Source organism: Vibrio sp. V42_P2S4T144 (genome assembly GCF_009904715.1).
Lineage (GTDB): Bacteria > Pseudomonadota > Gammaproteobacteria > Enterobacterales > Vibrionaceae > Vibrio > Vibrio alginolyticus.
Window position 1 is genome coordinate 1 of record NZ_WXWS01000025.1, and the last position, 10,914, is coordinate 10,914.

The following is a 10,914-nucleotide window of genomic DNA, read 5'->3' on the forward strand; positions in this document are numbered from 1 at the left end:
AGCATGATAACTATATCAAGTCTTATCGCGCTGGCCATTGCGGTTTATAAGTTGGCCACACCAGAACGCATTGAAAGAATTAAACTTTCTATCGAAGCATTCAAAACCTCTAAACAACTGATTAGTGACCTAACCAAGTTTACCAAACAACTGCGGAAGCTAGTGTTATACGTGGATCTTGGCCTGTTCCTAATGGTTCTAAGTGACTACGCCGAGTTAATAATCCCAATCGTAGCCAACATCCCAACCTAACCCACATGGCGCGCCTTAATGGTGCGCCTTAATGGTGCGCCTTTTTTTGGCCTAATTAGCGCCAGTGATACACACAAATTAATCAATTTATATCCACTTATTAAAAATGTGTTCGGAATTTCATTGATAGGTGGTATATTCAAATCGTTCCTAATCCCCTTGTAGTTAAAGGGGATGTTTAGAAACGGGAGTTACCTAATGATTGTCTATAAAGTTGGACGTTACACATTTTCTGCTGACCTACGTCGATATTCCAAACAAGTCGGCCAAGAGGGCAACTACACACTAGGCTTTTGCACGGTCGAGTACCTACCTAAAGGCAACAGCCTTTACCATCCAGAGCCGAAGTTAATCGACAGCAACAAACCATACGACATTATTGAGTTTGCCCCTAAAGCCAAGATCAACGGCAGCCTGGCAATTCAGTGCGAACCAGATAAGCACAACGCGACACAGGCTGAGGAAATTAGCTGGATTGCCATTCAAATTGACGCACCAGATGGCGACTTAGACGGACTCATCCGAAGAATCGCGGCGGAGGGCGGCGTAGAGCTTAATGAGCAAATCTTGAGTCAGACCCGAGAAAACATATACATGCGCTACTCAACGCCTACTCAAAGCGATCCTGCAACGGTTGGCGCGCTTATTCGCAACACATCAACCCTTAAAGCAGACTTCTATTACAAAACCCGTATCGAGTCGCTAGCGAAGCATTTCAACACCACAAGCCGACAGGCGGAATGGTTGGTGTTTATCGATAACGGCTCAAAGATGGCTAAGCGTGACGATGGTTGGCATCCAACACTACTCGACCTAGACGAACCAGCCACAGAGAAAGAACTTAATGAGCTGGTGGACGCTGACGCAATCGCCTTTGATGCAGAGAGCAACACGTACACCAACACTGAAAAAACAACCTTAGCACTGAGAGAGAACTACCTGTAAGAGAGCGCCACCGTGAACAAGCAAATAAAAATTTACGTACTGACGACCATGAACAAGGAAAGAGTTGAGTTCATGAAACAGTTACTTAAGGACGTTAACTTTGAATTTGTGGAATCACTAGGCACGGAAGCCTTAAAGGAACTAGAAGCGAAATACGCCCGTAAATCGCTGCGCTACAGAAAGAAAGCGTTAATTCTTGGCGAACTTGGCGCATTCAAAACACACGCTATGGCTTGGGAACGCATCGTCAAATCTGGTGAAGCGGGGATCATCATCGAGGATAGCGCTGATTTCGTTCGTGACGCATCGATCTTGCTAAGCGACGAAGTACGCAACCAAATCAAGAATTGCGGCCTCGTATCCTTTACGGATTACGAGTACAAGCTGCATCCAGATAGACCAACGCTATTTAGCGTCCATTACGCAAGGCGTTCCCAATTCGCTGCTATGGCATAACTCCGCATCGAGCCAACGTACTGCTATCTATGCTCAACAAAACGGGCATGATTTTACCTGTAGACCGTTGGATGGGTACACCTAAGCTATCCGGCCTGTTTGGGTTTGTCAGCAATGTTGGCGTAGCTATAAGACGAAACACCACCAGCATAGCGAACGTGAGACGAGGCAAAGCGTCTTACAACCCGCTCAATCTGATATTCAGAGCATTCAACAAGCACAAGTACCAATACTAACCACCACCAGCAAATGTGAACAATTAGGAGCAGATTATGGCACTAGATGATTTGGTTTTTCTTGTTTGGAAAGACGCAACCATTGACGGCAACGAACTACACGGCGTAGTGACGTTAAACGAAATAGAGTTACTTGGCCTTGTTCGTGAGGCATTCGAGCGCAAAACTGGCCTTAAGGCTCAACACATCGAGCTACGCGCCATCACCAGCGAACCAGACGAGTTTTACGCTGGCTTACCACGCATCAAAGTAGGAGAGGACGATGAATAATTTCTCTGAATTAACGTGCTTTGATTGCGGTTGTGGCGTTGAAGCTTTTTATCAAGATAACGGCGCACCGTTCTATCAAATCTTCTACTGTCCAGATTGCAAAGACAAAGCAGTAAGAGAACAGGCCGAGGAACAGGAGGACGAGTAATGCCTAAAATCATCATTGAAATCACGCAACCAACAGACCACAGCGGCGTTGTTACCTTACCAGAAGCAGGAGCGGTTGCTACTGCATTAAATGTGGAAATTTTCGTTGAGAACGACGACAGACAAAAGCTAGCCACACTGGTAGCCGATAAGCTGGCAGACGTATACACAGCAACGATACAAACAGGCATTAAGGCGGCGGTTGATTCTGTTCTAAAGGAAAGCATTCAAGACAAAACATGTTAATCAACGGCATTGAAGTTACACGCGCATTGATCATAAGAAAGCCGTGGATTCATCTTATCCTCGCTGGCTTAAAGGTTTGGGAAATGCGCTCTACCAAAACCAAAATCCGAGGCACCATTGCCCTAATTGAACAGGGCACTGGTTTAATCGTTGGTCTAGCGAACTTAACCGACTCTTTAGAGCCTCTGTCGCATGCAGAATTGATGGCCAACTTTGATAAACACAAGGTCGATTATGACGCTATGCCTGAGCTGGCTAAATGGCGTTGCCCTTGGGTTTTGGAGAACGTACAGCGCATTGAACCAACCCCTTATGAGCACAAGGTAGGCGCTGTTATTTGGGTAAATATCTAGGAGAAACCAATGGCTCGCTGGTGGAAGAAAACCAAATACACGATCGAGTACAAAGGCTATGTGTTTGAGTACGACACAGCCGAGGAACTAGGGCGCATGGTGGCGCAATCTGGCTGCGGCATGGAAAACCCTTTCGAGCCTAACACAGTGGAATACGACCAGTTCTTTGACAGCTACGCAGCAACCAAGGAAGAAATGGCCAAGACGGCCAAGATAGCGAGAAATGGCGAAGTGCCGATCGCCTTGCTTTGATAAACAGTGCCGTCCATTAAGAATTGTTTCATATATAGCTCAAATTATTTGAAAGAGCATTGATAGGTAATATTAGTCTCTTGATTGACGGCAAGCAAATGCATACTATTTCGGGCGGCAATTGCCAATAAAAATTATAAATAACAAAGAGTAAGAATCGAATGTTTGCTATAAAACTTATCATAATGTTATTCGTTATAGCGCCAGTGGTGGCTTATTGGTCATTTCAGGCTGGAGGTCATATCATCCCTAGTGATGGTGATTTCAATTATTGGGGAGCCATCATTACGTCGATCATCGCCACGATTGCAGCGCTCTGGTATATGGGGAAGTACGAGGATTCACGCCTTTTAAAGCGCGCTAATAGCTTAGGTGTTAATTCAGAATATGTATCGCTGTATGGTGATAATGGCCTAATAATCGATAACACCAACAAAAAAATATTTGCTGGAACCAAAAGGAACGGAAAGGTCTTCAATTACGATGACGTTTCTAGCATTGAACGGGAGGACGTTCCATTTGGTAGAACTAAAAAGTGCGTAATTCACATTAACACCCTAGACTTCGACACTCCAAGAGTGACCGTCGGATATGCTGATTTTAGTGGTCGGCGAGATCGAGCATTCTCCAAGCTAAGAGCGGCATTAAAGATTAGTTAATGCTAACCAAATAAAAAGACACCGCCCATCGTGGCGGTGTTATTTTTTTTACTTCACACTTAACGGTAGTGACTCTCCGATATTTGCAATTATTACACCTATAACCCTGATTCAACAACTACTTTTACCCGCCAATTACTGTTAATGTGTGACTTGAACAGCACCACCAGCAAGGGAAATAACGTGAACGATAGAATTAATTTGGACAAGGTACTCGACCAGCTAACCAATATGAGCCCTGACCGCTTAGAGAAAACCATGCGGAAGTTCAACCTAGCCCAAGAAAGACAACGGGCAGCTCAAGAAGATAGAGAGGCCAAGGAATCTGGCATCGAGCGTATTACTCTGTTCTTTGCTGGTGGCCATAAGGCACTACTGGTAAAGCCTAACCCATTAACGGGAGCATGGCTGCTGAATCTATACGGAGCTGGCACTGTTACCGCGGCGCAGGATGTGGACGTAGAATTTGAGGTGACAGACCACTTCACTGAGTTATTCCGCTTCTCGATGACGTTCAATGGATTTACCTATTGGCACGACCTTGTTGATGAGCAAATGGCGCAAGAATTGGCTACGTTCCTTAATGTACCGTTACAGATTCAATAGCTAAGATGAAAACAAACCAAAAACACCAAGAAAACCTAGCTCTACTTGCGCTGGTGGCGATTTCTCACAATGACGTAGCCAATGGGCGCACCATGACCTCAAAAGCGCTTAAATCGCATCTGACAGCGCGAAAGAAAAGTTAGCAAACCCACAAAACAAAAGAGTCGCACCAAGGCGACTCGCGTACAAACTCATAAGGTAAATCTTGGTTTTCTTCCATTGACCTAAGCAGTTGTTCCGTTGGAACTCTCTCCACTTAGTTTGAACAAAAAAAGCCCCAGCTAATAGCTAGGGCTTTTTTTTAGATTCGTTTTTTAAGCAAGGCAGACATTAGCCGCTTGCAGGCCTTTCTGGCCTCTCTCAACATTAAATGTAACCTGTTGACCTTCAATCAAAGTTTTGAATCCATCAGATGCAATGGCATTAAAGTGCACAAACACATCGTCACCACCATCACTTTGAGAAAGAAAACCAAAACCTTTCGATTCGTTGAACCATTTAACTGTACCAGTTGCTTTATTTGAATTAGACATTGTTGTCCCTTATAAAATTAAATTAATTATATCGCGAAATGCGATGTGCTAAGACATTGAATTATTTAATGGTTGGGAACAACTAAGGAGCATTCTAAGTATTGTAACGTAGAGAGGTACAACAAGGAGAGGTTTTACTTAATATGAAACTTTGCATTTAATAACTCTGAACAGCAGAGCGGAGCTAGTATTACTCAAGTTGCTTACAATGTAAATGTTTTTTGATGAATGTCACAAAACTTTCTATTTCTCATAGTGACGTGAACAATGGGCGCACTATGACCTCAAAAGCGCTAAAATCGCGTCTGACAGCGCGAAAGAAAAATTAATAACCCCACAAAACAAAAGAGTCGCACCAAGGCGACTCTTTTTAGTATTTATATGGCTTGTTGGTTTTACGATGATAGACGGTCACATCACCGTTCTTCACTTCGTCTCGCGTACAAACTCATAAGGTAAATCTTGATTTTCTTCCATCATCTTCCCTATGTTCGCCCAATGCTCGATTTGTTCTGCCACGCTGCGGTTAGCTGCATTTGCAGTAGCCTGAGCCGAAGCAACCAATTGGCTATCTAGATTTACAGTCGTCGTCACTTAAACTCGCCTCCATTCGTCAAAGGTGCGCCAATTATCTTGCGGTTTAACTGGTACATCAATTGGTTAAACACTGATTTCCCGCGACATATCTGTCAAGTGAATTATTGTGTGACCATTAACATGAATTTCAATTAATTAAGTCCGTGTTGTTGCATATCCATCATTAATTGATAACAATACTCATTTGCAATTGTAATCAATGATTGAATATATCTCTATAGAAGGAAAAGTAAGTGTTAAAGCAAATTTGTGTTGTTTTGTTTTTAATATTGTTCGCAGGTACTACCCAAGCAGGAAAACAGTTTTTTGAACCTAATGGGCCATTATGTAATGTAGCTCCATTAGGCTGGAAAGATCGTAAAAACCATGTCGCAAGAGGTTATGAATATTGTGTTGTAGGAACCGCGTATCAGAAAGTGGTAAACCTTATGCAAACGCCAATTTACGTATCTGTTTTAGGCCCAAATAAAGGAAAGGTCTTTAAGATAGAGGGGCAGAGTATCTTTGAATCATTTGGAATTTCATCGACGGTATTTCTGTTAACTGAGACTGATGGAGCGTTCTATCGCACGAGCAATGCATTGGTAGTTGGTAGCGAGAGGAATGGGAAAGAAACCGAGCGTAATTATCGATCTAACCTCTCAAACTTGCCTCAAGTAAAGGGAAAGGAAGTGCCGCCATTTAGGGTTAAAGAAATAACATTTGAGTCTTCTATTTATATGGGAGGGATTCTTGATGACTTTGGCTCTAAATACAATCAAAGAGCTTGGGGAACCGTTTTGCCAGCAATTATAGGTGGTGCTGGAGCTGGTGGATTAGGCGCGTGGGATGCAGACAAAGCATGTGGTGGTGACATCGTGAGAGGGATGTTTATTGGTGGTGTGACCGCTGGATTAGGCGCAACTATATTCGCAACTGGCGCGGGAGCCATTGTAACGCCAATTGCAATGGCGGCCGTCAACAAATCGCTGACAGCAGTTTGCTCCCAGTGTCACAAAAGTACCTGCGAAACCGACAGTGGTAGGCACTAATGCACGTACAATTCTTGCTTGCCTGTTTGATTGTAGTAATACAGTTTATTTGCCTACGTCATAATGACTACTTTAAGAAAAGAGCGTGGTTGTTCTTATATTTGGCGATAGTCCTAATAATGTTTTCATTAACTCGCTTAGATACAACATTACAAGCTTTGGTATGTTGCGCTTTAATTTCCTTGTTTGAACTGCCTTGGCTTAAGAGGAAGTTAAGCGCAAGGTTTGATGTTTCGTTTTCTGTATTAAATGGCTTCTATTTGATTTTTTTGATAAACAATTATTTGCCTACCTTCACGAAGTGATTTGCTCCTTGACCTTAAATCTCGTCAGACAGTACGAATGAAAAGCTGGCAAAGCCATAAAACAAAAGAGTCGCACTAAGGCGACTCTTTTTAGCTCGCTATCGTAATCATCACAAATCACGATGGTTGCTTGTCGTCCTCTCACTCCTATGCCCTCATCCTCTCGAACTCGATCAATCTTCGAATGGTGGCCATTTCTTCTAGGCATACCGCTTCTTTGTGCATGACCTTGCTAATATCGCGCTTCTCGTACTTGGCTTGTTCTATTTTCAGTTCAGCCAGCTTCTTATTGGATTGGCGCACATAGTTGGAAAAGGCGCGCGTTCCGGCCTTAAGCGTTGGCAACTTCTCTTGGATTTCCTTTCGCAGTTCGAAGAACGCTAACAAAGGCATTTCTTGTTGTGCCTTATATCGTGCTGCTTTCTTCTCAAGTCGTTTGTATTCAGCCTCAAGCGCATCGATGACAAGTTGCGTTCTACTTCTCATAGCTCTTTTGTGCCTCTTTCTGGCGCGCTGGCTTCCAAATCCAGCGTTTTGCGCCCAAACCAGTACCAAACAATGACCCTTGGACATAAACGCCTCTACGGCCAATATTGAGCGTTAACCAGCGTCCACCAATCGAGACGCTAGTAAAGCCAGTTTTGCCAAAGTTAACCCTTATCAGGCCAAATATTCGGAATGATTTGCGGAAAGTAATGTTCGTTTTTCGCATGGTATGTACTCAAAGTGGTTTGCATTCTTGGTGCGAGTCGCCCCTGTTACTATCAGGGCGTTATCATCATTGGTGATTGTGGCCATTAGCACCTTTTTGGCCGTATCGGTTAAGTAAGATTCGTTAACGATGATCTTAAAGTTATGTAGACACCAACCCGCCAGCGCTTCCTCTCGACCACTGCGGTAGTGTTGAAACATGATCGATGGTCGGCCACATGTATCGGCGTTCTTAATGTAAACCTCGCCACTGTGTTCAACTATTTTCTCTACCATTAGGCAATCTTCAATTAGGGATAGATATTCGTGCTTATCCTGGACTGAGCATACAAACATAACGCGACGTTTGGGATTGTGCTTAATACAGGCCATCGCAAAACGCATGGCATCAATCTTTGAGTTACTTGCTACCGTGGCAAAGTAGTTCTCTGTATTGGTGATTAGATTCATCAAGACACCGCCTTAAATATAAAATCCGACATGAGGACGACCAGAACAAGGCCGATCACTATGCGCGGGAACTCGGGCAACTTGATCACATCGAACACGCATTCCAGCACAAAGAAAATCGCAACAGCCAACCAGAACGCTGGCCAGTTAATCATCTTCATTACAATCATCATCCGATAAAGGGATTAGTCGTTTTAAACCCGCGAATGCAGTAGAAAGAGCGATCGCATCCAATGATCGAGGTTTATGGATAGTCCATTGGCCTTTACCGTTAATAGCCACCAGCTCGCGCTTAATATCATGGCCAGTATCACTCGCCACCAGCTCTGCTAACTCAAATAAGAGCTTCACACGCGCACTAGCAAAGCGGCTTGTTTCGCCTTGTGGGATGAATACGTTTTGTGTCTTGGTCTTGCAGCGTAGGAACTCGTAAATGAAGCAGCCGCAACCGTGACTGGACACAACTGCATGATCATCACCAATAAGCGCTAACAGGTTCGCTTTCCAGTCGTCGTTAAATACCTTGGAAGCGTCCATAAAACGGAAGCCATCCACAATAGGGCGCTCTTGTTCGTTCTTGTGGCACTTGATTTCACATAGGTAAGGCTGGTTCTTGTGAAAACCAACCGATACAACTCGCATTAGCTTGCTCATCTGGTTAACTCTCTTAGTGTTGTCATTGCAGCTTCGACTTCTTCTTCGTTGGTGGCATTCACTAGGTCATAAGTTGCCTTTTTGATGCGAATAAGTGTGGCTGTTGGTGTTTGGCCGTTCTCTTTCTGGATAACGATCGAGAATTGCTGATTGGGCTCGCTATCCTCGTAATCAAGGAACTGGTAGTTGTTCGCTTTTTTGTGCTTGAAGTAGCCCACGAACGCTGCTGCAAAGTTATGAAGCATTGAACGCTTTAGCTCATCATTAATGTTTTCATCCGTCATGATTTGACAGTATTTCGCAGCCGTACCAGCGTTTAGTTGATGCACTAGGGCGTTAAGTCGTTTGATTTCGTTTTGTTGTCTTTTAATGGTCGAGAATGGCCAAATACACATAATTTCGGTTCTCTCTGGATCGGGCCAGGCAACGCATCAACGCCACCTTGCGCCATAGGATTAAATCGTTGGTTATTTGTTTAACTGACGCTCTGTGTTGCGGCGTAGTACCCAATATTGGGAGTCTGAGGTAGTCATCGCCCAGTCGTGGTAATGGGCGTTAATGCGTTCGACTCGGCGGCGCTCTTTGATACGGCGCACTTTCTCACTTAAGGCAAGATAGAGCATCCAAGCGGATAGAATGAATATGGCGATTGCGCTAATCCAAAACGCGATAGATATGAATATGCTAAATGAAAAACTCATGTTTCTTTTACTGTGTGCTGGTGGTTTTGTATTGAGATACCGGCTTTTGCTGTAACCGGTATTTGGTTTACTGAAAGTGACGCACTTCGAACAGTCGAACCTTGGATTCCTCAAGGATTGCTGCTAGTCGGTCTAAGCGCCATTCCCTTGGCTTATCGTCGCGCGTGTAGCGCACTGAGTAGGCTTTTAGGTCCTCGGTAGTGCTATCGATGGCCAACAGGGAAAAACCGCCGCTCGCTTGCTGCTGAGCGACGACACTGAGCTGGTGGCCATGTTCCACCAGCCGTTTGAACTCACATAATTTAATCGGTGTAATCTTTGCCATGATGCAAACTCGTCGTTTTTGTATGCTTAAAACGTCACGTTTTACATTATGAGTAGATTATAACCATAGATTTAATAATAACAAGGCATGTTCGGAATTAGCATGTAAAACTTAAACACTACTTGGGGTTATGCGCCCATTTCAGCGAAAAGTCCAATGTAAGCTGTTAGCTCTTTATTTATAAGGGCTTTGGAGGAGGGCTGGTTGGGAGAGATCTTAATTTTTACATTAAAGTAGCGAACTTTTTATGTGGGAAGCACAGCTAGTACCTTACAGCTCTAGCACGTCTCTGGACAAATGCTTGTTAGGTGGTTTGCTCTATTCAAGCTGGTAGATATTAGGAAAAGTAAGGCCCTATAGTTATCCGTCATTTTGCAATCTAATATCCAGAACCTCTCATTAACCTATTGATTTGCAATTGAACTGTAATTGGAAAGATTGCATTATAGGAGTATGAAAGACAGCTAAAATCCGTATAGAAAGCGTTAACTGGCGCAGAAAATATGAAAGCACAATGATACAGTTTCTAGGTTCAGAGATTTAGCGTGTTCGGTCGGTTTCCTTAGCTGAGCTAATGCGACTAATTTCAGTTTGATACTTAAGTTTACTGATGTGAAAGGCGGCACAAAGCCTTCTAATAATATAAGGCATTCGCGATTAGTCCGGCATACTTACATCGCCGAAGTATGGTGTTGTGAGACGCATTTCAAACTAAAGGTAAACGGTAATTTTTTGGTTAAATACATGTTTGGGTTAGCTTTGCTAATCATTAATTAGCAAAACGAGCTTTGGCGAAAGTTGCTGAAAGAACGGCGAAAACTGAAAGGCGCTCAGTTAACAAACTGTTCAAGAGGGATTCGCAACGCGTGGCATTTGCACTATGCGTTGGTTTTTTAGTGTTTAAGGTGGTATGCGGCAGCATCGGTATTGCGTTGCTCACCCCTTAACAGGGCGTTATTTCCGCAACGGATCTCTCAGGCTGAATGTACGTGGTTGTAGCCTAAGAGTGAAAGTGACGGGGTAATAGGTTGGAAAAGCGGCGAAAAGGGCGAATATTGGTCATTTCCATGCTAGCCTTAAAGCGCTTTAAGCGCACCTTAATATGGCGCAGCAATTAAAGAGTGACGCTAAAGCGATTTAAGGTAGTGAGCTGCCAAATACTTCGGCTTCGATTTTTGCCTGCAT

The 10,914-nt window shown here is 43.8% G+C and carries 22 protein-coding genes; 13 read left to right on the plus strand and 9 right to left on the minus strand.

Annotation, left to right across the window (positions count from 1 at the left end; all coding sequences use genetic code 11):
* The 12 genes from CAG68_RS00685 to CAG68_RS00740 all read left to right on the plus strand — a co-directional run.
* Positions 1-252: hypothetical protein (locus tag CAG68_RS00685; protein ID WP_237667819.1), on the plus strand; the 252-nt coding region annotated here is incomplete at its 5' end.
* A 198-nt stretch (positions 253-450) separates the two neighbouring features.
* The gene (locus CAG68_RS00690) at positions 451-1,197 is read left to right on the plus strand and encodes a hypothetical protein (protein WP_161440661.1); all 747 of its coding nucleotides are present in this window, start codon (positions 451-453) and stop codon (positions 1,195-1,197) included.
* 12 nt (positions 1,198-1,209) lie between these two features.
* The gene (locus CAG68_RS00695; RefSeq protein WP_161440662.1) at positions 1,210-1,653 is read left to right on the plus strand and encodes a glycosyltransferase family 25 protein; all 444 of its coding nucleotides are present in this window, start codon (positions 1,210-1,212) and stop codon (positions 1,651-1,653) included.
* 29 nt (positions 1,654-1,682) lie between these two features.
* Positions 1,683-1,889, plus strand: a complete 207-nt coding sequence (locus CAG68_RS00700) for a hypothetical protein (RefSeq protein ID WP_161440663.1) — start codon at positions 1,683-1,685, stop codon at positions 1,887-1,889.
* Positions 1,890-1,925: 36 nt separating this feature from the next.
* Positions 1,926-2,159 carry a hypothetical protein gene (locus tag CAG68_RS00705; protein ID WP_161440664.1) on the plus strand — a complete coding sequence of 78 codons (234 nt, stop codon included), beginning with the start codon at positions 1,926-1,928 and terminating at the stop codon, positions 2,157-2,159.
* Positions 2,152-2,307, plus strand: coding sequence for a hypothetical protein (locus CAG68_RS00710; protein WP_161440665.1), 156 nt, complete (start codon positions 2,152-2,154; stop codon positions 2,305-2,307). Before CAG68_RS00705 ends, CAG68_RS00710 begins: the two co-directional genes overlap by 8 nt.
* Positions 2,307-2,552 carry a hypothetical protein gene (locus tag CAG68_RS00715; protein ID WP_161440666.1) on the plus strand — a complete coding sequence of 82 codons (246 nt, stop codon included), beginning with the start codon at positions 2,307-2,309 and terminating at the stop codon, positions 2,550-2,552. The genes CAG68_RS00710 and CAG68_RS00715 overlap by 1 nt, the downstream gene beginning before the upstream one ends.
* Positions 2,546-2,905 (plus strand): ASCH domain-containing protein, encoded by a 360-nt coding sequence (locus CAG68_RS00720; protein WP_161440667.1) that lies wholly within the window; start codon positions 2,546-2,548, stop codon positions 2,903-2,905. Before CAG68_RS00715 ends, CAG68_RS00720 begins: the two co-directional genes overlap by 7 nt.
* 9 nt (positions 2,906-2,914) lie before the next feature.
* Positions 2,915-3,157: a hypothetical protein gene (locus CAG68_RS00725; protein WP_161440668.1), complete on the plus strand. Its 243-nt coding sequence runs from the start codon at positions 2,915-2,917 to the stop codon at positions 3,155-3,157.
* Positions 3,158-3,318: 161 nt separating this feature from the next.
* Complete coding sequence (locus tag CAG68_RS00730; protein WP_161440669.1) at positions 3,319-3,816, plus strand: hypothetical protein; 498 nt, start codon at positions 3,319-3,321, stop codon at positions 3,814-3,816.
* Positions 3,817-3,999: 183 nt separating this feature from the next.
* Positions 4,000-4,422 (plus strand): hypothetical protein, encoded by a 423-nt coding sequence (locus CAG68_RS00735; RefSeq protein ID WP_161440670.1) that lies wholly within the window; start codon positions 4,000-4,002, stop codon positions 4,420-4,422.
* A 5-nt stretch (positions 4,423-4,427) separates the two neighbouring features.
* Complete coding sequence (locus CAG68_RS00740) at positions 4,428-4,565, plus strand: hypothetical protein (RefSeq protein ID WP_161440671.1); 138 nt, start codon at positions 4,428-4,430, stop codon at positions 4,563-4,565.
* A 171-nt stretch (positions 4,566-4,736) separates the two neighbouring features.
* Here CAG68_RS00740 and CAG68_RS00745 read toward each other — a convergent pair whose 3' ends face one another.
* Together CAG68_RS00745 and CAG68_RS00750 are read right to left on the minus strand one after the other, a co-directional pair.
* On the minus strand, positions 4,737-4,955 hold the full coding sequence (locus CAG68_RS00745) for a cold-shock protein (protein ID WP_145535903.1): 219 nt from the start codon (positions 4,953-4,955) through the stop codon (positions 4,737-4,739).
* A gap of 426 nt (positions 4,956-5,381) precedes the next feature.
* On the minus strand, positions 5,382-5,549 hold the full coding sequence (locus tag CAG68_RS00750; RefSeq protein ID WP_161440672.1) for a TA system antitoxin ParD family protein: 168 nt from the start codon (positions 5,547-5,549) through the stop codon (positions 5,382-5,384).
* A 236-nt stretch (positions 5,550-5,785) separates the two neighbouring features.
* Between CAG68_RS00750 and CAG68_RS00755 the strand changes: the two genes are divergently transcribed.
* Positions 5,786-6,583, plus strand: coding sequence for a hypothetical protein (locus CAG68_RS00755; protein WP_161440673.1), 798 nt, complete (start codon positions 5,786-5,788; stop codon positions 6,581-6,583).
* Positions 6,584-7,035: 452 nt separating this feature from the next.
* On the opposite strand, the gene CAG68_RS00760 is transcribed toward CAG68_RS00755, so the two are convergent.
* From CAG68_RS00760 to CAG68_RS00790, 7 genes are all read right to left on the minus strand, one after another.
* Positions 7,036-7,374, minus strand: a complete 339-nt coding sequence (locus CAG68_RS00760; protein ID WP_161440674.1) for a hypothetical protein — start codon at positions 7,372-7,374, stop codon at positions 7,036-7,038.
* Positions 7,364-7,600, minus strand: coding sequence for a DUF4236 domain-containing protein (locus CAG68_RS22530; RefSeq protein ID WP_161440675.1), 237 nt, complete (start codon positions 7,598-7,600; stop codon positions 7,364-7,366). The genes CAG68_RS00760 and CAG68_RS22530 overlap by 11 nt, the downstream gene beginning before the upstream one ends.
* Positions 7,549-8,049, minus strand: a complete 501-nt coding sequence (locus CAG68_RS00770; RefSeq protein ID WP_161440676.1) for a hypothetical protein — start codon at positions 8,047-8,049, stop codon at positions 7,549-7,551. The genes CAG68_RS22530 and CAG68_RS00770 overlap by 52 nt, the downstream gene beginning before the upstream one ends.
* Before the next feature lie 147 nt (positions 8,050-8,196).
* Positions 8,197-8,703 (minus strand): hypothetical protein, encoded by a 507-nt coding sequence (locus CAG68_RS00775; protein WP_161440677.1) that lies wholly within the window; start codon positions 8,701-8,703, stop codon positions 8,197-8,199.
* Positions 8,700-9,098 carry a hypothetical protein gene (locus CAG68_RS00780; protein ID WP_161440678.1) on the minus strand — a complete coding sequence of 133 codons (399 nt, stop codon included), beginning with the start codon at positions 9,096-9,098 and terminating at the stop codon, positions 8,700-8,702. Before CAG68_RS00780 ends, CAG68_RS00775 begins: the two co-directional genes overlap by 4 nt.
* A gap of 72 nt (positions 9,099-9,170) precedes the next feature.
* A complete protein-coding gene (locus tag CAG68_RS00785; protein ID WP_109170096.1) occupies positions 9,171-9,404 on the minus strand; it encodes a hypothetical protein in 234 nt (77 codons plus the stop codon).
* Positions 9,405-9,471: 67 nt separating this feature from the next.
* Positions 9,472-9,729: a hypothetical protein gene (locus CAG68_RS00790; protein WP_161440679.1), complete on the minus strand. Its 258-nt coding sequence runs from the start codon at positions 9,727-9,729 to the stop codon at positions 9,472-9,474.
* Positions 9,730-10,914 lie beyond the last annotated feature (1,185 nt).